This is a genomic window from Tsukamurella ocularis (assembly GCF_965138335.1).
Lineage (GTDB): Bacteria > Actinomycetota > Actinomycetes > Mycobacteriales > Mycobacteriaceae > Tsukamurella > Tsukamurella ocularis_A.
The window spans coordinates 1-23,298 of sequence record NZ_CBCSDV010000035.1 but is presented as its reverse complement, the minus strand read 5'-3'; the positions used below and the strand labels follow the sequence as shown (position 1 = coordinate 23,298).

The following is a 23,298-nucleotide window of genomic DNA, read 5'->3' as shown; positions in this document are numbered from 1 at the left end:
GCCCTTCGTCGAGGACTTCTTCGCGGGCTTCGCGGTCGTCTCGTCGGAGTTCTTGTCGGACATGGAGATCAGTCCTTCCGGGTCAGGGCGCGGCGGTCGTGCAGGGTGTGCTGCGGGGCGGTGCCGCCGAGGGGGTTGGTGACCCCGACGATCACGGTGTAGCGGGCGGAGATCGCGCCGAGGCGCTGGACGGCGTCGGCGCGTCCCGGGTTGTCGCGGACCTGTTCGAGGTCGCCGACGATGAGGATCGGCCGGTTCCCCAACAACGCCAACGTGATCCGTAGCAGGAACAGCTGCAGGTCGCTCAGCTCGACGATGCGGGTCCGTGGCCCGGGCCGGTCGAGGTCGCCGAACACCTGGTCCATCTCCAGGCTGCCGGCGCTCAGCGGCACCATCGAGTACCAGGGCGCGAGCCAGCGCCGCTGCTCGGCGAGCACGGTCTCGACGGTGACCGACTCGTCCAGGTCGTCGATGTCCTCGAAGGCGGCGATCGCGCACTTCTTCCGGATGGCGCCGGGCGTGGTCGCCCCGAGGGCGTCGACGGTGCCGTGGCTCGGCTTGAGCCGCCCGGCGAGGGTGAGCAGCAGGGCGTCCTGATCGCGCCCCGCGGGCATCTGGACGGCGTGCAGGCCGGGGCCGAACTCCAGGTCGATGCCCCGGAACAGGGGGCCGTGCTCCCCGTCGACGCCGATGTTCACCGCCGCGAGCTGTACGTCGTTCGGCTGGTCGTCATCCATGCGGGGCACTCCGGAGGTCGTCGGCGCAGGTCGGTAGCAATCCTACGGTGGCTGCCCGACGGCGCAGCGCGCACGTCGGAGGCACCGTCGGGCCCGGGAACGGGCGAGGGCGCCCCNNCCGGTGGTCGGGGCGCCCTCGGGTACTCGTGGCTAGGAGGGGACGATCAGAACGCGGCCTCGTCGAGCTCCATCGCCTGGTTGTCGATCGCGGCGATGATGTCCTTGGTGCCGGTGAGCTGCGGCAGCACGTTCGCGGCGAAGAACTTCGCGACGCCGACCTTGCCCTCGTAGAAGGACTTGTCGGCGCCCGCGGCGCCACCGTCGAGCTTGGCCTGGGCGATGACGGCCTGGTGCAGCAGGCGCCAGCCGATCATCAGGTCGCCGAAGGCCATGAGGAAGCGCACGGAGCCGAGGCCCACCTTGTACAGCTCCTTGGGCTCCTGCTGCGAGGCGAGCGCGAAACCGGTGAGCGTGGCGGCCATGGCCTGCACGTCCTCGGCGGCGGTCTTGAGCAGCGCGACGTCGGCGGCGAAGGCGCCACCGGCGTTGGCCTCGATGAACGCGGTGATCTGCCCGGCCACGTGGCCCAGCGCGGCGCCGCGGTCGCGGAGGATCTTGCGGAAGAAGAAGTCCTGCGCCTGGATGGCGGTGGTGCCCTCGTACAGCGAGTCGATCTTCGAGTCGCGGACGTACTGCTCGATCGGGTAGTCCTGCAGGAAGCCGGAGCCGCCGAAGGTCTGCAGCGACTCGGTGCCGAGCAGCGTGAACGCGCGCTCGGAGCCGACGCCCTTGACGATCGGGAGCAGCAGGTCGTTGACCTTGAACGCCATCTCCTCGTCGGCGCCCGAGACGGGGGTCGCGGTGCGGACGTCCTGGTGCGCGGCGGTGTACAGGTACACGGCGCGCAGGCCCTCGGCGTACGCCTTCTGCGTGAGCAGCGAGCGGCGCACGTCCGGGTGGTGCGTGATGGTCACGCGCGGCGCGGTCTTGTCGGCCATCTGGGTCAGGTCGGCGCCCTGGACGCGCTGCTTGGCGTAGTCGAGCGCGTTGAGGTAGCCGGTCGAGAGGGTGCCGATGGCCTTGGTGCCGACCATCATGCGGGCGTGCTCGATGACCTTGAACATCTGCGCGATGCCCTTGATCTCCTCGCCCACGAGCCAGCCCTTGGCGGGCTTGCCGTGGCCGCCGAAGGTGACCTCACAGGTGGTGGACGTCTTGATGCCCATCTTGTGCTCGACGCCGGTGACGTAGACACCGTTCTCCTCGCCGAGGTTGCCCTGCTCGTCGAAGTGGTGCTTCGGCACGAAGTACAGGCCCAGGCCCTTGGTGCCGGGCGCGCCGCCCTCGGGGCGGGCCAGCACGAGGTGGAAGGTGGACTCGAACATGCCGTCCATCACCGCGGAGGTGATGAAGCGCTTCACGCCCTCGATGTGCCAGGAGCCGTCCTCCTGCTTGATGGCCTTGGTGCGGCCCGCGCCCACGTCCGAGCCGGCGTCCGGCTCGGTGAGCACCATGGTGGCGTTCCAGTTGCGCTCAGCGGCGATCTTCGCCCACTTCTTCTGCTCGTCGGTGCCCTCGTCGAAGAGGATCTGCGCGAAGCCGGGGCCCGCGGCGAACATGAAGACGGGCGGGTTGGCGCCGAGGAAGAGCTCGCCGATGCCCCAGTACAGCGAGCGGGGCACGTCGGTGCCGCCGAGCTCGTCGTTGAGGCCGAGGTAAGCCCAGCCGCCGTCGGCGAAGATGGCCTGCGACTTCTTGAACGCCTCGTTGATCTTGACCTCGTGGGTCTCCGGGTTGAAGACCGGCGGGTTGCGGTCGGCCTCGGCGAAGGACTCGGCGATGGGGCCCTCGGCCTGACGGGCCGCCTCGCGCAGCATCTCCTTGGCGGTGTCCTCGTCGAGGTCGCCGTACGCACCGGAAGCCAGCACCTCGCCGACGCCGAGATCCTCGAAGAGGTTGAACTCGATGTCGCGGACGTTGCTCTTGTAATGGCCCATGGGGCTGTTCCACCTTCTCAGATCAGGCTGTCGGACTGTTACCTGCCGGTAAGTTACCGCTCGGTAATATGAATAGGATAACGCGCTCGCCGCGTGCGAACAAGTGCAAGCACCCCTACGGCGCGATCGCCTCCTCGCGGCGACGACGTGCGCGAACAGCCAGGTCAGTGCCCGTGCCGTGGTACGGATCACTCTCGCGCCATTCCACGTGCTCCACCACCATGTCCTCGGGCAGCGCCTCCGACAGCTCGGCGGCCCCGAAGGTGGGCAGGCCGGGGTGCGAGTCCGCCTTCTCGTGCGCCAGCAGCAGGAGCAGCCCGCCGGGCGCCAGCGCGTGCGCGACCTTGGCGATCGCGGCGGCCCGGTCCTCGGGATCGGGATGCACGTACGCCCAGACGGCCAGGTCGTAGGGCTGGTCGGGGATCGCGTCGACGGTGATGTCGAGCGGAGTCCAGTGCAGCCGGGCGCGGACGGTGCGCGGCGACCGCGCGGCCACCGTCGCCGCCTTGTCGAGCCCGACGCGCGAGTAATCGACGGCCGTCACGTCCCACGCGCGGGTCGCGAGCCACAGCGCGTGCCGGCCCTCGCCGGCGCCCACATCGAGGGCGCGGCCGGGCGGGAGCACGGTCACCTGCTCGACGATCCACGGGTCGGGTGGCGTTCCCCACACCAGTTCGGTGGCGCGGTAGCGGGCGTCCCACTCCTTCGCGCCGCGCAGCTGCTTCTCCCCGTGCGCGAGTTCGGCGGGAGAGAGGGGGCCGATGCCGCCCTCCTCGCGCTCCTCGTCGGTCCGGTCGATGCCGTCGGGGGTGGTGTCGGGCGTGCTCACAGCAGGGCCTCCTTGAGGTAGGCCACGTCGTCGGCGAGGCCGTCCGACGGGGTCTCGAGGATGATCGGCGCCCCGGCCGCGCGGGCCACGTCGGCCAGCAGGTCGGGGTCGATGGTGCCGTCCTGCAGGTTCGCGTGCCGGTCGCGCGCCGAGTCGAACTCGTCGCGGGAGTTGTTCAGGTGCACGAGGTCGATGCGGCCGGTGATCGCCAGGACCCGCTCGACGATGCCCATCAGCTCCTCGCCGCCCGCCCAGGCGTGGCAGGTGTCGAGGCAGAAGCCGGCGCCCTGGTCGCCGACGGCGTCCCACAGCCGGTCGATGGTCTCCAACTGGCGAGCGATCGCCCCGTCGCCGCCCGCGGTGTTCTCGATGAGGATCGGTACGCCGAAGCCGCCCTTCTCCTCCTGGCGCGTGAAGAGCTTGCGCCAGTTGTCGATCCCCGCCTGCAAGTCCTCTCCGTCGCGCAGGTGTCCGCCGTGCACCACCAGCCCGAAGGCGCCGAGGTCGGCGGCCGCGGCGGCCTGCTGCTCGACGGCCTTGCGGCTCGGCATCCGGAGCCGGTTGTTCAGGCTCGCGACGTTGATGACGTACGCCGAGTGCACGACGATCTCCAGCGGCGAGTCCTTGAGCGCCTGCGTCTGCGGGTGCGGCTCCGGTTTCTTCCAGCTCTGGGGGTCGGAGACGAACATCTGGATCACGTCCACCCCCAGCTGCTCGGCCGTTTCGACGGGGTGGGTGTCACTGCGGACATGGGCACCGATGCGCATGCGCCCAGCCTAGTGCGTCCGCGCGCGGAGGGCGGCGGGGTCGGTGTGTCCTCCCGGCAGAGCCATGCGTGCGACGCATGGCTTGAATCAGCGCAGGTGGGAGGCGTATCTGAGCGATCCGGCCATGCGTGGCACGCATGGCCGGGGCCGCGCTCGCCGGCGTGCCGGTGCGCCTGCGGCTTCCCGCGCGGTTCGTCCCCCGCGCGGAGCCGGTTCCCCTGCCAGGCGTTCGGTCCCCCACCGCGGGAGCGGCGTCGAGTGTGGGGTCGGTCGTCCCCCGCGCGGAGCCGATTCCCCCACGGGACGCCGGCCCGCCGAGCGGCGACGGACGCCGCGAGCGGATGATGCGTACCTGTGGAGGACCGCGGTCCTGTGGATGACGGTGCCCGCGCACCCGGTTCGCGGCCCGGCAAAGGGGGTGCGGCGGCCTAGCGTGACGCCATGATGGTCGTGCGGGCGACGGCGTGGCGGGGTGAACCCGCGGACGCGTACGAGCGGTGGGCGGGGCTCGAGACCCGCGCCGCAGAGGAACTGGACGCCGCTCTGGATCGCGCGGCGGCGGAGATCCGCAGCGGGGGTGGCGAACTCGCGGCCCGGCTGGCGGCGATCGAGCTCCCTGCCGCCGTGCCGCTCGCTGGCACGCGGGTCCCGGCGAGGGCACCGTCGGCCCCGGTGCGCGCGCCGGACCGCCCCGCGTCGGCCGCGCAGCGGGACCGGGAGAACCGCGCCCGCCTCGCCGCGGACCTGCGCGCCGCGCCGCCCGGGCCGCGGCGGCGGACGCTCGAGACGATCGACGCGCGCCTGCGCGACCTGGGCCGCGGCGGCGCCACGGTGCAGCTGTTCGAGTACGACCCGGGCGCCTTCGGCGGCGACGGCGCGGTGGCGGTGGCGATCGGCGATCTCGACACCGCCCGCACCATCGGCGTCGTGGTTCCGGGCATGGGCACGACGGCGGCGTCGATCGGGGCGGTCACCCGCAACGCCGTAAACCTGCAGGCCGCCGCCCGCCGCGCGGACCCGACGACGGCGACCGCGACGCTGGCGTGGATCGGGTACGACGCGCCGTCCGGCCGCACGGCCGTCGCGCAGGTCCTCACCGGCGCCCATGCCCGACGGGGCGCCGCCGAGCTGCGGGCCGATCTCGCCGACCTCGCTCGGATGCGGCCCGACGATCCGCGGGTCGTGGTCTTCGGGCACAGCTATGGCGCCACGACGGCGGCCACGGCGGGTGCGGGCGGCGCCCTGGCGGGCACTGTCGACGCGATGGTGCTGTTCGGCGCCCCGGGAACCGGCCCCGTCCGCGCCGCGGCGGAACTGGGGATGCCCGTCTTCGTGGCCCGCGACTCCGACGACCCGGTCGCGCGGGTTGGCGCGACCGATGGCGCCGCACAGGGCTTGCGCCGGCTGTTCGGCGTGGAGCTGGGGCTCGGAATGGACCCGGCGGCACCGTCGTTCGGAGCGACGGAGGTGGACGCCGAGGCGCCCACGGGCCTCGGTATGGCCGCGCATTCGGGGTACTTCGACGAGGGCTCGCGGGCGCTGGACGCGTTCGCGACCATCCTGACGGGAGGGGGACCGCATGCCCGCTGACGAGGTGGATCTCGAGGAGCTGACGCGGGTCGCCGCGAGCTGGGAGGCCGCGGCCGACGGCCTGGCCGACCAGGCGGCGCGGTGGCACGCGACGACGGGACCGCCGGAGGTGCTCGCCTTCGCCGCCCGCGCGGCCGCGACGCTCACCGGCCACGCGGAGGCGGCGAGCGCCGCGGCGCGGCGGCTACGGGATTACTGCGCGGCGGTCGCGGACTCCGACGAGGACGGCGCCCGCAGCGTGCGGTGCGCGATCCAGGCCGCGGCCAGCATGAGCACCACGCCGATCGCGGAGGTCACCGAGACGCCGGCGTCGAACGCCTGACCGGCGGCCCGGACCAGGGCGTCGGCGGTCTCGGGCGGCAGCTGCGAGGCGACGTGGTGCGCCCCCGCGAGCGTCTCGCCCGCGTCTGCGGCCTGCTCCCCGGTGAGACCCGCGGGCAGCACGAGCTTCGCGGCGTAGGCGCCGGCCAGGATCGAGCCCAGCACGGCCGTGCCGAGCACGGAGCCCAGCTCGTAGGCGGTCTCCGACACGGCCGAGGCCGCGCCGGCCTTCTCGGCGGGCACCGACGAGACGATGAGGTCGTTCGAGAGCGTCTCGGCGGCGCCGATGCCCACGCCGAGCATCGCGAAGGCGATGAGCACGGCGAGCGTGGACTCGGGGGAGGCGAAGGCCATCACCACGGCGTACGCGGCGGCGGAGACGAGCATGCCGCCCACCACCACGGTCGACGGGGCGATCCACCGCACGACCCGCACCACGTACAGGCCCGCGACCATCATCGTGATCAGCCCCGGGACCAGCGCCCAGCCGGCGTCCATCGGGCTCATCCCCACCACCAGCTGGAGGTGCTGCGAGACGAAGAACATGAAGCCGACCAGCGAGAACACGCTGAGCAGGTTCACCGCGACCGCGCCGGAGAAGCGACGGTCCGCGAACAGCCGCACGTCCAGCATCGGGTCCGGGCGCTGCAGCTGCCGGCGCAGGAACAGGCCGGTGGCCGTCACGCCGATCGCCAGGGCCGCCGCGACGACCACGAGGTCGCCGCCCTTGGCGAGGGTCTTCACGGCGTACACGATCGGGGTGAGCGCGAGCAGCGAGAGCACGATCGACACCGGGTCGATGCGGCCCGGCTTCGGGTCGCGGGACTCGGGCACGAAGATCGGGGCCAGGATCAGCAGCGGGATCAGTACGGGCACGGCCATGAGGAAGACCGAGCCCCACCAGAAGTGCTCCAGCAGGAAGCCGCCCACGATGGGGCCGAGCGCGGCGCCCGCGGCGAAGCACGAGGCCCACACCGCGATGGCGAGCCGTCGCTGCTGCGGATCGGTGAAGATGTTGCGCAGCAACGACAGGGTGGACGGCATCAGCATCGCGCCGAAGAAGCCGAGACCCGCGCGGGCGGCGATGAGCGCAGCGGCCGTGGGGGCATAGGCGGCGACCACGGACATCGCTGCGAAGCCGGTGGCGCCCAGGAGGAGCAGGCGGCGCCGGCCCCAGCGGTCGCCGAGGCTGCCCATCGAGACCAGCAGGCCGGCGAGCACCAGAGGGTAGACGTCGATGATCCACAGCTGCTGTGCGGCCGTCGGGCCGAGGGTGGCGGCGATCGAGGGCAGCGCGAAGCCGAGCACGGTGCCGTCGATCGAGACCAGCAACACCGGGAGCATCAGCACCGCGAGCGCACCCCAGTCGCGCACCGTGGCGCGCGCGGACGACGCGGTCGTGGTGGGGAGCGTGGTGGTCATGGCGGCACTTCCTGGGGTGTCGTGGTGTCGAGAACATCGTTACTGTACCAGCTGGACGGTATAGAAACGAGAGACCGCGATCACCCCTACGATGCGAGGTGTGCCGCCCCCTCCCGCCGCCCGCGCCAAACTGCTGGACGCCTTCGTGAAGATCCTCATCGAGCACGGCGAACGCGCCGCGACGCTCGAGGCCGTCGCCGCCGAGGCCGGCGTCAGCAAGGGCGGGCTGCTCTACCACTTCGGGTCGAAGAAGGCGCTGGTCGACGGGCTGTGCGACTGGCTCGACGAGCTCGTCGCCGCCGACGTCGAGCTGATGGCCGCCGCGCCCGAAGGCGCTGTGGAGTACTACGTGCGCACGTCGAACTACGACGACTCGCAGCTCGACCGCGCGATCGTCGCGGTGCTGCGGCTGAGCCAGGCCGCGAACGACCGCGCCGAGCGCGCGATCCGGTCGATGCAGGACCGCTTCCTCGCGACGGTGCAGCGGCAGGTGCCCGACGAGGCCACCGCCCGCGCGGTGCTCCTCCTCGGTGACGGCCTCTACTACGACGCCGCCCTCAGCGGCGGCCGCCGCCGCGCGACCGACGAGCAGATGGCCGGCCTCCTCGCCGTCGTCGCCCGCATGGTCGACGGTGCGCCCTGACGGCGGACCGTCGGAAACGTCGTCCCCGACGGTGCGGGGGCACCGTCAGTGCGTGCGCAGCGCCCCGTCGTCGATCGGGTCCCACACGTCGCCCGGCAGGTCGCCGGGGAGGTGCGGGTTGCCGCGCCCGACGAACCGGTCGTCGGCGCCGCGCTTGGTCATGGCGTCGTAGTCCCGGAGCGCACCGAAGGCCCACTTGCCGAGCAGGGCGATGGCCACCAGGTTGACGGTAGCCATGAGCGCCATCGCCACGTCGGCGAGCATCCAGACGGTCTCGAGCTGGGCCAGGGTGCCGAAGCCGACCGCGGCGAGGACGAGCGTCTGCAGGATGCGCAGCCGCTGGCCCTCGACGCCGAGGAAGTTGAGGTTGATCTCGGCGTAGGAGTAGTTGCCGATGATCGACGAGTAGGCGAACACGAAGATCAGCAGCGCCATCGGCACCGTCGTCCATCCGCCCAGCACCGAGGCGACGGAGTCCTGCGTGAGCACGGCGCCGCCGGACTCCGGATCCGTGCCCGGCGTGTAGACGCCGGAGACCAGCACGATGAAGGCGGTCGCGGTGCACACGACGATGGTGTCGACGAAGACGCCGAGCGACTGGATCAGCCCCTGCTTCGCCGGGTGCGAGACGGTGGCGGTCGCCGCCGTGTTGGGCGCGCTGCCCATGCCGGCCTCGTTGGAGAACAGGCCGCGCTTCACGCCGTTGAGCAGGGCCGCCAGGATGCCGCCGGCGGTGCCGGCCAGCGCCTCGTCGAGGCCGAAGGCCCCGGCGACGATCTGCCGGATCACCTCGGGGAAGGCGGTGATGTTCAGGGCGATGATGACGAGTGCGAGGCCCACGTAGATCAGCGCCATGACGGGCAGGATGACCTCGGCCACCTTCGCGATGCGGCGCACGCCGCCGTAGAGGATCGGCGCGGTGATCACCATGAGCCCCACGGCGATCCACGCGGTGTCGAGGTGGAAGGTGGAGGCGAGCGAGCCGCCGATCGTGTTGGCCTGCACCATGTTGAAGGCGAATCCGAAGGCGAAGATCAGCAGGACGGCGAACACCATGCCCCAGCGCCGGGAGCCGAGCCCGCGCTGGATGTAGTACGCGGGACCGCCGCGGAAGCTGCCGTCCTCGTTGCGCACCTTGAACATCTGCGCCAGCGTCGCCTCCACGAAGGCCGTGGCCATGCCGACGAGCGCGACGACCCACATCCAGAACACCGCACCCGGTCCGCCGAGGACGAGCGCCACGCTCACGCCCGCGATGTTGCCGGTGCCGACGCGGGAGGCGAGCCCCACGCAGAAGGCCTGGAACGAGGAGATGCCGCCCTCGGCGTCCGACCGCGACGAGCCGAGCGCGCGGAACATTCTGGGCAGCAGTCGAACCTGGACGAACCGGGTGCGGATCGTCATGTAAGCGCCGATGCCCAGCAGCAGGTAGATCAGCACCCAGTTGTACAGGTTGACGCTGAGCCAGCTGATGACGGCGTTGGCGTGGTCGACGAGCGAGGTCATTCGTTCCTCTCGTGAAGCGTGCGGTACCTCGATGGTTTCATGCCGGTCGCGCCGGCACCGTCGGACCTGCGAAAACGGGCGAGCGGTCGGTACGCACCGCTAATTGAGTGCCGTTCAGTAGGCTCTTTACCCCGGCCTGACCAGCGGGTAGGTTGGACGCCATGCCTTCGATCTTCATCTCCGGCGGTGCCTCGGGCATCGGCCGGGCCACGGCCCTGCGTTTCCTCTCCGAGGGGTGGACGGTGGGCGTCTACGACGTCAACGCCGCCGCGCTGGCGGAGCTGAAGGCGGAGCATCCCGCGATCGTGACCGGCACGCTGGACGTGACGGACTACGGCCAGTGGGAGGCCGCGCTCGCCGATTTCGCCACCCACACCGGCGGAACCCTGACGGTGCTCGACAACAACGCGGGCGTGCTGTTCAGCGGCGACCTCGACGAGATCACGCCCGAGCAGATCAAGCTGCAGATCGACATCGACGCCCTCGGCGTCACCTACGGCGCCAAGGCCGCGCTGCCGTACCTCACCGGCGTCAAGGACGCACACCTGGTGAACATCAGCTCGGCATCGGCGATCTACGGCCAGCCCGGCATCGCCACCTACAGCGCCGCCAAGTTCTACGTCGCCGGCTTCACAGAGGCGCTGGAGCTGGAGTGGGAGAAGCACGGCATCCGCGTCGTCGCGATCTGGCCGCTGTGGGCCAAGACGGCGCTGGCGGAGACCGACGCCAAGAGCACGAAGACGCTCGGCGTGAACATCACGCCCGAAGAGGTCGCGGATCAGGTGTGGAACTCGGTGCATCCCTCGATCCGGGTGCCCTTCCTGCCGCGGGTCCACTATTCCGTCGGAACCCTGACCACGCTGCTGTCCAATTCGAGTAAGTTCGCCCCCAGGTCGGTTGTGCGCCTGATCAACCAGATCACCAGCCAGTAGCCACTGTCGGCTGCATTTCCCATCCGAGAAGGAGTCTCCACCACCGTGATTGCGACCACCATGCAGGACGGCGAGCTGACGATCGCCCGCCTGGTCGAGTACAGCCGCCGCGTCTTCCCCGAGGCCAAGATCACCACGTGGACCGGTGAGGGCCTGCGCGATCTCTCCTTCGCCGAGGTCGGCGACAAGGCCGCGCAGCTGGCGCACGCCCTGACCAAGCTGGGCGTGCAGCGCGGCGAGCGCGTGGCGACGTTCATGTGGAACAACAACGAGCACCAGGTGGCCTACGCGGCCGTGCCCGCGATGGGCGCCGTGCTCCACACCCTGAACCTGCGCCTCTCGCCCGAGCAGGCCGTGTTCATCATCAACCAGGCCGACGACAAGGTGATCCTCGTCGATGCCTCCGTGGCGCCGCTGCTCGGCAAGTACCTCGCCGCGACCCCGGGCGTGCAGCACGTCATCGTCGCGAACGGCCCGAAGGAGGCGCTCGAGGCGCCCGAGGGCATCACGGTGCACTCCTTCGACGAGCTGATTGCCGGCGAGCCGACCGTCTTCGCGTGGCCCGAGATCTCGGAGCGCGACGCCGCCGTCATGTGCTACACCTCCGGCACCACGGGCGATCCCAAGGGCGTCGTCTACAGCCACCGCAGCATCTGGCTGCACTCGATGCAGGTGAACTCGAGCTCGGGCATGGCGCTCGGCAACGCCGATTCGGTGCTCGCCATCGTGCCGATGTTCCACGTCATGTCGTGGGGCCTGCCCTACGCCGCGATGATGGGCGGCATCACGCTGATCATGCCCGATCGCTTCCTGCAGCCCGAGCCGCTGCTGCAGATCCTGGACGCCACGAAGGCCACCTTCGCCGCCGCCGTGCCCACCATCTGGGCCGGCGTCGCCGCGCAGCTCGCCGCGAAGCCGCAGGACATCTCGCACCTGCGCGAGGTCGTCGTCGGCGGCGCCGCCGTGCCCCCGTCGATGATCCGCACCTTCGACAAGCTCGGCACCCGGATCGTGCACGCCTGGGGCATGACCGAGACCAGCCCGCTCGGCTCGGTCTCGCGCCCGCCCTTCGGCATCTCCGCCGAGGACGAGTTCGGCTATCGCGTCACGCAGGGTCGCTTCCCCGCGTCGGTGCAGGCTCGCCTCATCGACGACGAGGGCAACGAGCAGCCCTGGGACGGAGAGGCTTCCGGCGAGCTCGAGGTGCGCGGCCCCTGGATCACGGGCGCCTACTACTCGCCCGACGGCAACGTCTCCGACGAGTCCAAGTTCCACGACGGCTGGCTCCGCACCGGCGACGTGGCCTCGATCAGCCCGGACGGCTTCATGACCATCCGCGACCGCACCAAGGACATGATCAAGACCGGCGGCGAGTGGATCAGCTCCGTCGAGCTCGAGAACACGGTCATGAGCAACCCCACCATCGCCGAGGCGGCCGTCGTGGCCGTGCCGGACGAGAAGTGGGACGAGCGTCCCTTCGTGCTCGCCGTGGTCAAGGACGCCGCCGATGCGGACGCCGAGAAGCAGCGCGCCTTCCTGACCGACCTGCTGCCCAAGTGGCAGATCCCCGAGCGGTGGGCCTTCGTCGCCGAGGTGCCCAAGACCTCGGTCGGCAAGTTCGACAAGAAGCTCATCCGTGCCGAATACGCCGACGGCACCTACTCCGTGGTGGAGTCGCGCGGCTGACCCGCGCATTCGAGTCGACGGGGCCGTCGCAGCCGGAAGGGCTGCGGCGGCCCTCGTCGTTCGCGGCGCAGCGAATTCTTACGGAACCGTGAGCTGTCCGCGCGATCGGCCCGCACGGGGGAATCGCGTGCCACGCTGGATCCATGACCGACGTGTCCGAGGAGACCGAGACCCCGACCGCACAGCGAACGGGATGGGCGGCGGCGCTGGCCGGTGTCGTCGCGGGCGTGGCGGGCCTGGCGGCGGCGGAGCTGGTCGCGGCGATCATCGCCCCCGGCGCCAGCACGCTGTTCGCGGGCGGAGCGGCCGTCATCGACGCCGCGCCCCGGTGGCTCAAGGACTTCGCGGTCGAGACCTTCGGTACCGCCGACAAGGCGGTCCTGCTCACCACGATGGCGGTGGTGATCGCCGTCGGCGCGGCGCTCGCCGGCGTGCTCGAACTGCGCCGCCCGCCGTGGGGCGCGGCATTGATCGGCGTCGTCGGCGTGATCGGAGCGGTGCTCGCGGTACTGCGCCCCGACGCGACGGCGCTCTGGGCGGTACCGAGCGTCGTGGGCATCGCCGTGTCGGTTCTGTTGCTGCGCAGCGCGATCCGGCGCCTCGCCCCCGAGCCGGAACCCGAGCCGGAGTCGGAGTCGGCGAAGGGCGGCGGCGGTGTGGACCGGCGCGGGTTCCTCCTCGTCACCGGGGCGGCCGCAGGCGGCACCGTCGTGGCCCTGGTGGCGGCGCGCCTGCTCTCGGCGGGATCCACGGCGGTGAAGGCCGCACGGGAGACGCTCCGCCTGCCGGCGCCGCGCACCGTCGCACCGCCGATCCCGGCGGGGGCCGACCTGGCGATCGACCGGCTCACGCCCTACGTCACGCCGACGGCGCAGTTCTACCGCATCGACACCGCGCTGCGGGTGCCCCAGCTCGCCCCGGAGGACTGGTCCCTGCAGGTGCACGGCATGGTGGATGCGCCCTTCACCCTCACCTGGGAGGAGCTGCTCGCGCTGCCGCTGGAGGAGCACCACGCCACCCTCGCGTGCGTCAGTAACGAGGTGGGCGGCAATCTCATCGGGAACGCCCTGTGGCTCGGCTACCCGATCCGGGCGCTGCTGGAACGGGCGCGACCGCGGGCGGGCGCCGACATGGTGCTCTCGCGCAGCGTCGACGGCTTCACCGCGGGCACACCGCTGGACGTGCTGCGCGATCCCGCCCGCGCGTCGCTGCTCGCGATCGGTATGAACGGCGAACCGCTCCCCGTGATCCACGGCTTCCCCGCCCGGCTCGTGGTCCCGGGCCTGTACGGCTACGTCTCGGCGACCAAGTGGGTGACCTCGCTCAAGGTCACCACCTTCGCCGCCGACGAGGGCTACTGGACGCCGCGGGGCTGGTCGGCGCGCGGCCCGATCAAGGTGCAGTCGCGCATCGACGTGCCGCGCGGCTCCGTCTCCGCCGGCCCGGTGACGGTGGCCGGGGTGGCCTGGGCGCAGCACACCGGCATCGGCCGCGTCGAGGTCCGCGCCGACTCCGGCGACTGGGTGACCGCGCAGCTCGCCGAGACCGTCGGCCCGGACACCTGGCGGCAGTGGAGCGTCTCCCTGCCTCTCGAGCGCGGCGAGCACGTCCTCGAGGTGCGTGCCACCGATGCGGCCGGGCGGGGCCAGACCGATGCGAAGGCGCCGCCGGCCCCCGACGGTGCCACGGGGTGGCACCGCGTCACCGTCACCGCGCGCTGAGCGCCGCTTTCACGCCGACGTCGTGACGCACAGGCTCGACGGATCCTGCACGACGACGCGCACGCCGTAGCCCATGTCGGAACCGAGTTGGTTGAGCAGGTAGGCCGCCACCGTCGACATGCGGGTGACGTCGGTGAGGTCGAGGACGATCGTGCTGCCGCTCTGCGCGCGCCCCAGCCGGAGCGCCTCGTGCACCACCTCCTCCACCGCGACGAAGTCCACCTCGCCGCGCAGCCGCAGCACGACGCGACCGGTGGGGTCCGTCGTGACGGAGGCGACCGCGCTCACCGGCGTCATCGACCGGTTCAGGAGGTGCAGGCCGAACTCGCCGCTCATCCGCTGCAGGACGGCGACGCCGCGGCTGGAGTTGCCGGCCTCGTCGAGCGGCGGGCTGAAGACGCAGATCCCGTACTCGCCGGGCGTGGCGGCGACGATGCCGCCCCCGACGCCGGACTTCGCGGGGATCCCGACGGACACCAACCACGCCCCCGAGCGGTCGTACATGCCGCACCCCGTCATCACCGAGAGCGTGTGCTGCGCGACCGCGGCGCTCACCACCCGCTCGCCGGTGACGGGGTTGACCCCGCCGTTCGCGAGGGTGCCGCCCATCACCGCCACGTCGTGCGCGTCCACCAGCAGCGAGCACTGCCGGAAGTACGGGTCGAGTGCGTCCTCGATGGGCACGCGCAGCGCGTCCGTCGAGCGGGCGAGCGCGGCCAGGGCGAGGTTGCGGAAGCCGGTCTCCGACTCCGAGCGGTAGACGGCCTCGTCCAGCTCGAGCTCGCGGCCGGCGAAGCGCGACAGGCCGTCCCGGATCGCGGCGAACCGCTCCGCACCGTCGGCGGCGGGGATCAGGGACGTCGAGACGATCGCCCCCGCGTTGATGAGCGGGTTCTCCGGTCGGCCCGACGGGTCGAAACTGATGCCGTTGAACGCCTCGCCGCTGGGCTCGACCCCGATCCGCGCGCACACCGCCTCCACGCCGAGGGCCTCCAGCGCCAGGGCGTAGACGAAGGGCTTGCTCATCGACTGGACGGTGAACGTCGTGCGGTAGTCCCCGGCGCCGTAGCTGTGCCCGCGCACGGACACCGCCGCGACCCCGAAGGCCTCCGGGTCCGCCGTCGCCAGCTGCGGGATGTAGTCGGCGACGGCGCCCGGATGCTCCTCGCGGCGCACGTCGTCGAGCACGCGGGCCATCGCCGCGTTGACGGGGTTGTCGGTGAAACCCGTGAGCCCGCCGGGCTGTCGGTCCGTGCTCGTCTCGGTCATACCGCCAAGCTATCCGACGGTCCGCCGGGGCGTCGGCCGCCGGAATCGGGCCGAACGCGGCGAGTATCGTTGCAGTCACCGTGACGTGACCAGGTGAGCAGCGCATACCCGCGGATATCGCCAGCCGGCATTGCCGCAGACATTTTCTTGGAGTAACAGCTATGACGAACACGCTGCCCGACGGCCGGGCCCTCGACGACGCCATCGCCGCCGGAGCCCGCGCCTACGAGCTCGACCGCGCCCATGTCTTCCACTCGTGGTCGGCACAGGCGCAGATCACCCCCATGACGATCCTCGCCTCCGAGGGCTCGTACGTGTGGGACGGCGAGGGGCGCAAGCTCCTCGACTTCAGCTCGCAGATGGTCAACACCAACATCGGCCACCAGCACCCGAAGGTCGTCGCCGCGATCGCGGAGCAGGCCGCGAAGATCTGCACCATCGCGCCGCAGCACGTCAACGAATCCCGCAGCGAGGCCGCGCGGCTCATCGCCGAGCGCACCCCGGGCGACCTGGACAAGGTCTTCTTCACCAACGGCGGCGCCGACGCCGTGGAGCACGCCATCCGGATGGCCCGCGTGCACACCGGCCGCCGCAAGGTGCTCAGCCGCTACCGCAGCTACCACGGCGGCACCGAGCTGGCGATCAACGTCACCGGCGACACCCGCCGGTTCGCGAGCGACTTCGGCGGCGAGTCCGTCGCCCACTTCGACGGTCCCTTCCTCTACCGGTCCTCCTTCTATGCGACCACCGAGGAGGAGGAGAGCCAGCGCGCGCTCGAGCACCTGGAGCGCACCATCGTGCTCGAGGGCCCCGGCACCATCGCCGCGATCATCCTCGAGTCGATCCCCGGCACCCCCGGCATCATGGTGCCGCCGCCCGGCTACCTGGCCGGCGTCCGTGAGCTGTGCACCAAGTACGGGATCGTCATGATCGCCGACGAGGTCATGGCCGGCTTCGGCCGCACCGGTCGGTGGTTCGCCATCGAGCACGCCGCCACCGCGGCGGGCCCCGTCGTCCCCGACCTGCTGACCTTCGCCAAGGGCGTGAACAGCGGTTACGTGCCGCTCGGCGGCGTCGCCATCGGCGCCGAGATCGCCGCGACCTTCGCGGACAAGCCCTACCCGGGCGGCCTCACCTACTCGGGGCACCCGCTCGCCACCGCCTCCGCGGTCGCGACCATCAACGCCATGGCCGAGGAGGGCATGGTCGAGAACGCCGCGGCGATCGGCGACGAGATCATCCGGCCCACGCTCGAGGGCTTCAAGGCCTCGCACCCGTCCGTCGGCGACGTGCGCGGCGAGGGCGTCTTCTTCGCGATCGAGCTGGTCCGCGACCGCGAGACCCGCGAGCCGCTGGCCCCGTACGGTGGCAGTAGCCCGGCGATGAACGAGACCGTCGCCGCGCTCAAGAAGGGCGGCATGCTGCCCTTCGCGAACTACAACCGCATCCACGTGGTGCCGCCGTGCAACGTCTCCGCCGAGGAGGCCCGCGAGGGCCTCGCCATCATCGACGAGGCGCTCAACGTCGCGGACGCGCACACCGTCTGACCCCGTAGAAGCCAGGAGCCCGACATGCCCGCTCTCAAGCCCGTCCTCCCCGCCGAACTGCAGGCCGGGCGTCCCGGCGTGTACGAGTTCTCGGTGCGCTCGGCGCGCCCCGTCTCCTGGGTGTGGGGCGAGCTGACCTCGGACCGGCCCCTGCACTGGTGCAAGGGGATCCGGAAGATCGAGTGGACCAGCCCGCGGCCCTTCGCCGCCGGCTCCACCCGCCGGGTGCACCTCGGCCCGGGGATCAGCGCCGACGAGCTCTTCTACTCCTGGGAGGAGTCGGAGACGCTGTGCGAGAAGGCCTTCTACGTGCAGTCCGCCACCGCCCCCGGCCTGGCGCGGCTCGCGGAGAAGTACCGCGTGGAGGCGCACCCCGAGGGCGGCTCGGTGTTCACGTGGACGCTGCTGATCGAGCCGATCGGCGGCGACCGCGTGATCGGCCTCAGCGGTCTCCCGGTGGGTCTCGTCGTGAAGTGGCTGCAGCGCGACACCGAGCGCTATCTCGGCTCGGCGTAGCCGTCCCGCGAAATCCGCACTATCGAATCAGATCGTGCGGATTTCGCATTTCGGGCTATAGTCGGCGCATGAATCCGTACACGCCGCAGGTCACCGTGGAATCGCCGGGGATCCCGGGGTTCTTCATCGCGGGCATGGTGATCTTCGCGGTGTTCTTCGTGAGCATTCTGACGCTGATCATCGTGACCGGGGTCAAGAACTACCGCGCGGCCAAGGAGAAGGGGCAGGACATCTTCACCCTCGAGACGGACCTGCAGGTGCAGGCGCTGCAGAGCCGCGTACTCGGCGCGGAGCGGTCGATCGAGGAGCGGCTCGCGGAGATCGACGACCTCGCGCGACGCGGCGTCATCGATGCCGACGAACGCGCCACGGCCCGCGCCAAGATCCTCGCGCACGGCTGAGTCGCCCGACTTCTCCGGGTTGCGGCGGCGACACGCCGTGCGCGCATCGCCCCAACCTGCAAGAACTGCGGGAATCAGATCCGGACCGGGTCGAGCCCCTCAGGTAGGTCGTGCTCGCCCGCCGCACAGTCGCACGGCGCGGCGGGATCGGTGGCGGCGATGGTCTTCGTGAGCACGTCGGTCAGCCGGGGCAGATTCGCGCGGAACTCGGCGAGCACGTCCTCGGTGCGGACTCCCTCGCCGGATTCGATGCCGGCGTCCAGGTCGGTGACCAGCGCGATCGAGGCGTAGCAGAGCTTGAGCTCGCGGGCCAGGGCCGCCTCGGGCAGCCCCGTCATGTTCACCAGGTCCCAGCCCTGCGCCGCGTACCAGCGGCTCTCGGCGCGGGTGGAGAAGCGCGGCCCCTCGATGACGACCATCGTCGAGGCGGCCCGGTCGGCGTGCGGTGCGGCGGCGGCCCGCAGGACGGGGCAGTAGGGGTCGGCGAAGCTCACGTGCACCCCGCCACCGTCGAAGTACGTGGACGCCCGCCCCGTCGTCCGGTCGACGAGCTGCTCCGGGATCGCGATGGTGCCGGGCCCGGCGGCACCGTCGAGGCTCCCGACGGCGCACGGCGCGAGCACCTTGCGCACCCCGAGGCTGCGCAGGGCCCACAGGTTCGCGCGGTACGGCACCGAGTGCGGCGAGAACTCGTGGCTGCGGCCGTGGCGGGGGAGGAAGGCCACCTCGCGTCCGGCGACCTCGCCGACGGTGATCGGGGCGCTCGGCCGCCCGTACGGGGTGTCGACGGTGCGCTGCTCGCTCCCGCCCGGCAGGAACCGGTACAGCCCGGTTCCGCCGATCACGCCGATCACGCCGCGCCTCCGAGGCGGGCGCGGACGGTCTCGGCCACCTCGTCGGGCCGGCCGGTGTCGAAGAGCTGCTCCGAGCCGTCACCGAGGGTGATGCACAGGCGCTGCCGGGTCCGCTTGAACAGGCCGACCGTCTCCTCGATGATCCCGGCGCCCGCGACGTGCTTGAGCTGGACCGCGAAGGGCGTGCCCTCCAGCTTCGCGGCGATCCCGGAGGGCCGGAACCGCAGGTGCGTATCGGTCAGTTCGAGGTGCCCGGGGACGGCGCCGGAGCGCTTCCCGATGCTGAGGACACGGGCCGCGGGCCAACTGAGATCACTCACGCTGCCACAATAGGTCGATTCGGATTCGAGGTCCGCGGTAGCATCGGCTATCCGTTTTCCTAAGGGTGGGGGTTCAAGATGCCGTATTTCGGTGCGATCGTCATGCTGCTGTGGGTCGCCGCGCTCATCGACGTGATCGTCTCGGACGAGTACCGGGTGCGCCACCTGCCGAAGGGCGGCTGGCTGATCATCGTCATCCTCATCCCGCTCGCCGGCTCGCTGATCTGGTTCCTGCTCGGGCGCCCCGTCGGAGCCGTCGCGGGCGGCGGCGGACCGTCGCGCACCACGGGCTTCCCCGAGTACGAGCGCCCGGGCCGGCACATCGCCCAGTACCCGGACGATGACGACGAGTTCCTCCGGCGGTGCCGCGAGCGCGCCGACGAGCAGCGGCGCCGGGCCAAGGAGATGGACGCGCGCAACCATCCGGACTCGGCCGAGGACAAGGACTGAACGCCGCCCGGCCGCGCGGGCTGGTCGGCGTCTATCGCACCTCCCTCGCGGTGATCCGCGCGAATCCCGCACCGACGCTGGGGCTCTCGGCCGTCCTCCTCAGTACGATCGCTGCTCTCGGCGTGCTCGCCCGCCTGCCGCTCATCGGTAACCCGCGCTGGATGCCCGCCGCCGACCGGGACAGCCTCCAGGTGGCCACGACGCTCGGCCTGTACCCGGCCGGCACGTTCCTGGTGATGATCGTCTGGATGGTGGTCAGCATCGCCGTGACGGCGATCGGCTCCGTCGTCACCGCCCGGCACCTCGCGGGCGAGAAGACCTCGCTCCGCTTCGCGTGGCGACAGGCCCGGCCGCGCCTCGCCGCCGCCCTGGGCCTCGGTGCGCTCGACGTGGCGGTCGTCCTCGCCCCGGTCGTGCTGGCGGCGGCGACCGCGATCGCGCTCGCGGTGCGAGCGGGGCCGGAGTCGGCGCGTCTGATCACGACGGTGCTGTTCGCTCTCGCCGCCGTGGTCGTGATGGCCGCGCTGCCGGCGATGGTGATCGCGGGACCGATGCTCGTGCTCGAGAAGCTGCGGCCCGTCGACGCGCTGTGGCGCGCGTTCGCCCTGCAGCGGCGCGGGTACTGGCGCCTGCTCGGGCGGGTGATCTGCACCTACCTGCTGCTGGGCGTGGTCTCGACGGCCGTGAGCCTGCCGTTCTCGCTCGCCGCCGGTGTCCGGAGCACCGATCTCGCGTCCCAGACCGCCACCAGCCTGCTGCTCACGACCGTCGGGTGGGTGATCGGCCAGGTCGCCATCCTGCCCTTCCTCATCGTGACCAACGCCCAGTTCTACGCCGATCAGGTGGCGCGGAGCGGGATCCCGAAGCCCGCTGCAGCGTGACGCGATCGAATCGGGCAGGGCTCAGCCCGCCGCCCTGAGAATCGAGTACTGCGCTGCGGCGGCCTGCTTCGCGAGAGTGGGATCGCCGCTACCCACGGTCACGGCGTACCGGCCCCACGCGACCCAGCACCGGGTCATGCGATTGGTCTTCTCCTCCACCGTGCATCGGGCGGCGTCGGAGGCCAGGCCCGGCACGGTGCTGGTCAACTCACCGTCCGGAATACGATCCCGAATCAGCAGCGTCGCGGCGGCGGGTTCCCGGGTTCGGTACAACACGGCGAACGCGGGGACCTCCGCCACGGAGATGAGGTCGACGCCGAACGTCGTCGCGAATCGGTCGAGGCGATCGCGTTCGGCGACGTTGGCGATGGTGTGGGCGTAGATCGATCGGTACCCGTCGAACGGCGACCGATTAGGGGCGAGGCCCAGTTGCTTGTACGCCTCCGGCGGCGAACCCGTGCCGGTGAGAATGCGGGACATGACGCCGTCGCGGTCCATCGGCACCCGCAACGGAGGGATCCCCGAGTACTGGGTGGGCCGGTAGTCGCGGATCTTGATGCGCTGGGTCGACAGGGCCTTCCCCGCGAGCTCGGTGGCCCGCTCGACGGTTGGAGCCGATCCCGCTGCCACAAGCAGATTCTCGCCGTCTTGGAGAACCGCAGCGACACGAGACACCGGGCCGCGGTCCACGCCGAGTGATCGAACGCCCTCGAGCGCGGCGAATCCGGCGGGCAGGACGGGCGTGTTCTCGGTGAGCGCATCCGCAGCGCGGCGCGCGGTGGGCCCATCGGGGTAATGGAGGAAGCCGACGGAGACCTTCGATGACTGGGTGCCGTCGGCGCCCGCGGTGATGAACCCGCCGAGGAAGGGGATGCCGTACATCGTCTGCATCTGGCCCAGGCTGAAGACGGCGATTCCCTTCGTGTTCTCGACGGACTGCAGCTGTACCGGCGCGACCAGGCCGAGGCCGACGAAGCCGGTGGCTGCCGCCGTGAGGGCGGGGTCGATCGACCACGGCGTGGGGACGCCGTCCGCCATCCGCCAACTCTCCTGCAGCCACGCGTCCGGTGTCGTCGCCGCGTCGCCGATCACCGCCGGAGTGGTGGCGAAGTTCCCTGTGGCGAGTTTGGGCGTGGCCGACGGGTCGCCGACGGGCGTTCCCTCGATGGGACTTCCGCATCCGCCGCAGCAGGCGATGGCGACCGCGGCCGAAACGAGCGGGATCATCGGTCGGCGACGAAGGTGAAAGCCCGTCATGGCGCCGACGTTACACAGCGCGACTTGCCCAGACCTTGCCGTTCAGTAGGGGGCCGCCCGCATGCGATGACCGGCGCGAGATGATCTCGAGGGTGTCAGGCGAGTCGGCGGGGCGCCGATGCGATACGCCCTGATCGCGTGGAGCCGACTCAGGATAATGGAGCCGATGACGGGAATCGAACCCGCGCTACCTGCTTGGGAAGCAGGAGTTCTACCATTGAACTACATCGGCAGTCGCGGCCCCGTCATCGACGGCGTCGCGCGTACCGGCAACACTAGCACGGGCACCGGCGGTGCCTGCGGGCCGTCACCACTGCTCGAAACGCTGCGCCGAGACGAAGAAGCCGCGATCGCCCCGTCGGCACGTCACGCCCTTGGCCTCGGAGGCGCAGGTCATGCCGCCCGCGGTCACGCTGTGTCCGTACTCCAGCGTCTTCTGCTCGGGGACCACCATGAAGAACAGGCCCTGGTTGAAGCACGACGGGGTGAACGCGCCGCCGGCCTGGGAGACGTACCCCTTCGACAGCTGGTCGCGCGGCATGGTCCCGTGGTCGCAATCGGCGCCGGGCGGGATCACGCCGGTCTTGAAGACCTGGCAGCCGACCGTCGTGGAGTCGAGCCCGCACGCGATGTTGCGGGTCGGCGTGAAGAAGTACACGCCCTGGCCGTTGGCGGGCCGATACTGATCGGCCGGGTCGGCGACGGTCCGCGCCGGCGGGGAGGCGGTGGTGGGATCGACGGTGTCCGACGCCGTGCCCAGCGCGGGATCGGGGGTCTCGGAGGCCGTGACCGGCGGCGGAACGGTGCCGGTCGGCGGACCGTCGGACCCGGATCCGCACGCGGAGAGGGCGACGGCGAGGAGGGCGGGGAGCACGATCCGTGCGGGCTTCATGCTCTGTGGTCGGTCCGCGGCCCGGGATCGTTACCCGTGGCAACGCTCGCGGCCCGCGCGGCCTGCCCTACGCTGAACCCGTGCTGCTCTCCGATCGCGACATCCGCGCCAACGTGGAATCCGGCCACCTGGGAATCGACCCGTTCGATCCGCAGATGGTGCAGCCGTCCAGTGTGGACGTGCGGCTGGACGGCCTGTTCCGGGTGTTCAACAACACCCGCTACACCCACATCGACCCCAAGCAGCGGCAGGACGAGCTGACGTCGCTGGTCGAGCCCGCGGAGGGCGAGCCCTTCGTGCTGCACCCCGGCGAGTTCGTGCTCGGCTCCACGCTCGAGGTCTGCAGCCTGCCCGACGACCTGGCCGGCCGGCTCGAGGGCAAGTCCTCGCTGGGCCGCCTCGGCCTCCTGACGCACTCGACCGCGGGCTTCATCGACCCCGGCTTCTCCGGGCACATCACGCTGGAGCTCTCGAACGTCGCGAATCTGCCGATCACGCTGTGGCCCGGCATGAAGATCGGCCAGCTGTGCCTGTTCCGGCTCACCAGCCCGGCGGACAACCCGTACGGCAGCTCGTCGGTGGGCTCGAAGTACCAGGGCCAGCGCGGCCCGACGCCGTCGAAGGCGTACCTCAACTTCCAGAGCTGATCGCTCCGCCCGGGCGCCTCAGTCCGCCGAGTGCCGGCCGCGGCGCGGAGCGGGGTCCTGCGCGGGCGGATCCGGCAACACCGGCGGGCGGGGCTGAGGCCGCGGGGGCGCGG

22 protein-coding genes and 1 tRNA gene are annotated in these 23,298 nt (G+C 71.3%); 11 read left to right on the top strand and 12 right to left on the bottom strand.

Annotated elements, in window-relative coordinates; translation table 11 throughout:
- Positions 1–68: 68 nt before the first annotated feature.
- From ACNAYW_RS21815 to ACNAYW_RS21800, 4 genes are all read right to left on the bottom strand, one after another.
- Positions 69–737: a hypothetical protein gene (locus tag ACNAYW_RS21815; RefSeq protein ID WP_415851733.1), complete on the bottom strand. Its 669-nt coding sequence runs from the start codon at positions 735–737 to the stop codon at positions 69–71.
- Positions 738–901: 164 nt separating this feature from the next.
- Positions 902–2,734, bottom strand: a complete 1,833-nt coding sequence (locus ACNAYW_RS21810) for an acyl-CoA dehydrogenase (protein ID WP_415851732.1) — start codon at positions 2,732–2,734, stop codon at positions 902–904.
- A gap of 115 nt (positions 2,735–2,849) precedes the next feature.
- Positions 2,850–3,563: a class I SAM-dependent methyltransferase gene (locus ACNAYW_RS21805; protein WP_068523521.1), complete on the bottom strand. Its 714-nt coding sequence runs from the start codon at positions 3,561–3,563 to the stop codon at positions 2,850–2,852.
- Positions 3,560–4,330 (bottom strand): deoxyribonuclease IV, encoded by a 771-nt coding sequence (locus ACNAYW_RS21800; protein WP_068523522.1) that lies wholly within the window; start codon positions 4,328–4,330, stop codon positions 3,560–3,562. The genes ACNAYW_RS21805 and ACNAYW_RS21800 overlap by 4 nt, the downstream gene beginning before the upstream one ends.
- Positions 4,331–4,771: 441 nt before the next feature.
- Between ACNAYW_RS21800 and ACNAYW_RS21795 the strand changes: the two genes are divergently transcribed.
- Positions 4,772–5,920: an alpha/beta hydrolase gene (locus ACNAYW_RS21795; protein WP_415851731.1), complete on the top strand. Its 1,149-nt coding sequence runs from the start codon at positions 4,772–4,774 to the stop codon at positions 5,918–5,920.
- A 192-nt stretch (positions 5,921–6,112) separates the two neighbouring features.
- On the opposite strand, the gene ACNAYW_RS21790 is transcribed toward ACNAYW_RS21795, so the two are convergent.
- Positions 6,113–7,663: an MFS transporter gene (locus tag ACNAYW_RS21790; protein ID WP_415851730.1), complete on the bottom strand. Its 1,551-nt coding sequence runs from the start codon at positions 7,661–7,663 to the stop codon at positions 6,113–6,115.
- A gap of 91 nt (positions 7,664–7,754) precedes the next feature.
- Between ACNAYW_RS21790 and ACNAYW_RS21785 the strand changes: the two genes are divergently transcribed.
- On the top strand, positions 7,755–8,306 hold the full coding sequence (locus tag ACNAYW_RS21785; protein WP_415851729.1) for a TetR/AcrR family transcriptional regulator: 552 nt from the start codon (positions 7,755–7,757) through the stop codon (positions 8,304–8,306).
- Positions 8,307–8,351: 45 nt separating this feature from the next.
- Here ACNAYW_RS21785 and ACNAYW_RS21780 read toward each other — a convergent pair whose 3' ends face one another.
- Positions 8,352–9,812 carry an alanine/glycine:cation symporter family protein gene (locus ACNAYW_RS21780; protein WP_415851728.1) on the bottom strand — a complete coding sequence of 487 codons (1,461 nt, stop codon included), beginning with the start codon at positions 9,810–9,812 and terminating at the stop codon, positions 8,352–8,354.
- A 161-nt stretch (positions 9,813–9,973) separates the two neighbouring features.
- Between ACNAYW_RS21780 and ACNAYW_RS21775 the strand changes: the two genes are divergently transcribed.
- The 3 genes from ACNAYW_RS21775 to ACNAYW_RS21765 all read left to right on the top strand — a co-directional run bounded on the left by ACNAYW_RS21775 (position 9,974) and on the right by ACNAYW_RS21765 (position 14,151).
- A complete protein-coding gene (locus tag ACNAYW_RS21775) occupies positions 9,974–10,744 on the top strand; it encodes an SDR family oxidoreductase (protein WP_415851727.1) in 771 nt (256 codons plus the stop codon).
- A 45-nt stretch (positions 10,745–10,789) separates the two neighbouring features.
- Complete coding sequence (locus tag ACNAYW_RS21770) at positions 10,790–12,430, top strand: long-chain fatty acid--CoA ligase (RefSeq protein WP_415851726.1); 1,641 nt, start codon at positions 10,790–10,792, stop codon at positions 12,428–12,430.
- Between the two features lie 143 nt (positions 12,431–12,573).
- Positions 12,574–14,151, top strand: a complete 1,578-nt coding sequence (locus ACNAYW_RS21765; RefSeq protein WP_415851725.1) for a molybdopterin-dependent oxidoreductase — start codon at positions 12,574–12,576, stop codon at positions 14,149–14,151.
- A gap of 9 nt (positions 14,152–14,160) precedes the next feature.
- On the opposite strand, the gene glsA is transcribed toward ACNAYW_RS21765, so the two are convergent.
- Positions 14,161–15,420: a glutaminase A gene (gene glsA, locus ACNAYW_RS21760; protein ID WP_415851724.1), complete on the bottom strand. Its 1,260-nt coding sequence runs from the start codon at positions 15,418–15,420 to the stop codon at positions 14,161–14,163.
- 161 nt (positions 15,421–15,581) lie between these two features.
- On the opposite strand from glsA, the gene ACNAYW_RS21755 reads away from it, so the two are divergent.
- The 3 genes from ACNAYW_RS21755 to ACNAYW_RS21745 all read left to right on the top strand — a co-directional run bounded on the left by ACNAYW_RS21755 (position 15,582) and on the right by ACNAYW_RS21745 (position 17,884).
- Entirely contained in the window at positions 15,582–16,967 is a 1,386-nt protein-coding gene (locus ACNAYW_RS21755; RefSeq protein WP_415851723.1) for an aspartate aminotransferase family protein, read from the top strand.
- 24 nt (positions 16,968–16,991) lie between these two features.
- Positions 16,992–17,483 (top strand): SRPBCC family protein, encoded by a 492-nt coding sequence (locus ACNAYW_RS21750; protein WP_415851722.1) that lies wholly within the window; start codon positions 16,992–16,994, stop codon positions 17,481–17,483.
- Positions 17,484–17,551: 68 nt separating this feature from the next.
- Entirely contained in the window at positions 17,552–17,884 is a 333-nt protein-coding gene (locus ACNAYW_RS21745; RefSeq protein ID WP_415851721.1) for a hypothetical protein, read from the top strand.
- Positions 17,885–17,958: 74 nt separating this feature from the next.
- Here the strand turns inward: ACNAYW_RS21745 and ACNAYW_RS21740 are convergent, their stop codons facing one another.
- Both ACNAYW_RS21740 and ACNAYW_RS21735 read right to left on the bottom strand, forming a co-directional pair.
- Positions 17,959–18,738, bottom strand: a complete 780-nt coding sequence (locus ACNAYW_RS21740) for an S-methyl-5'-thioadenosine phosphorylase (RefSeq protein ID WP_415851720.1) — start codon at positions 18,736–18,738, stop codon at positions 17,959–17,961.
- A complete protein-coding gene (locus tag ACNAYW_RS21735) occupies positions 18,735–19,058 on the bottom strand; it encodes a hypothetical protein (protein ID WP_415851719.1) in 324 nt (107 codons plus the stop codon). Before ACNAYW_RS21735 ends, ACNAYW_RS21740 begins: the two co-directional genes overlap by 4 nt.
- A gap of 78 nt (positions 19,059–19,136) precedes the next feature.
- Between ACNAYW_RS21735 and ACNAYW_RS21730 the strand changes: the two genes are divergently transcribed.
- Entirely contained in the window at positions 19,137–19,508 is a 372-nt protein-coding gene (locus ACNAYW_RS21730) for a PLD nuclease N-terminal domain-containing protein (protein ID WP_415851718.1), read from the top strand.
- A 50-nt stretch (positions 19,509–19,558) separates the two neighbouring features.
- A complete protein-coding gene (locus tag ACNAYW_RS21725) occupies positions 19,559–20,389 on the top strand; it encodes a hypothetical protein (RefSeq protein ID WP_415851717.1) in 831 nt (276 codons plus the stop codon).
- A gap of 21 nt (positions 20,390–20,410) precedes the next feature.
- Here ACNAYW_RS21725 and ACNAYW_RS21720 read toward each other — a convergent pair whose 3' ends face one another.
- From ACNAYW_RS21720 to ACNAYW_RS21710, 3 genes are all read right to left on the bottom strand, one after another.
- Positions 20,411–21,616, bottom strand: coding sequence for a DUF7373 family lipoprotein (locus tag ACNAYW_RS21720; protein ID WP_415851716.1), 1,206 nt, complete (start codon positions 21,614–21,616; stop codon positions 20,411–20,413).
- Between the two features lie 188 nt (positions 21,617–21,804).
- A tRNA-Gly gene (locus ACNAYW_RS21715) sits at positions 21,805–21,878 on the bottom strand.
- 75 nt (positions 21,879–21,953) lie between these two features.
- The gene (locus tag ACNAYW_RS21710; protein ID WP_415851715.1) at positions 21,954–22,538 is read right to left on the bottom strand and encodes a hypothetical protein; all 585 of its coding nucleotides are present in this window, start codon (positions 22,536–22,538) and stop codon (positions 21,954–21,956) included.
- Between the two features lie 80 nt (positions 22,539–22,618).
- Here ACNAYW_RS21710 and dcd point away from each other — a divergent pair, with 80 nt between their 5' ends.
- The gene (dcd, locus tag ACNAYW_RS21705) at positions 22,619–23,185 is read left to right on the top strand and encodes a dCTP deaminase (protein ID WP_415851714.1); all 567 of its coding nucleotides are present in this window, start codon (positions 22,619–22,621) and stop codon (positions 23,183–23,185) included.
- Positions 23,186–23,298 lie beyond the last annotated feature (113 nt).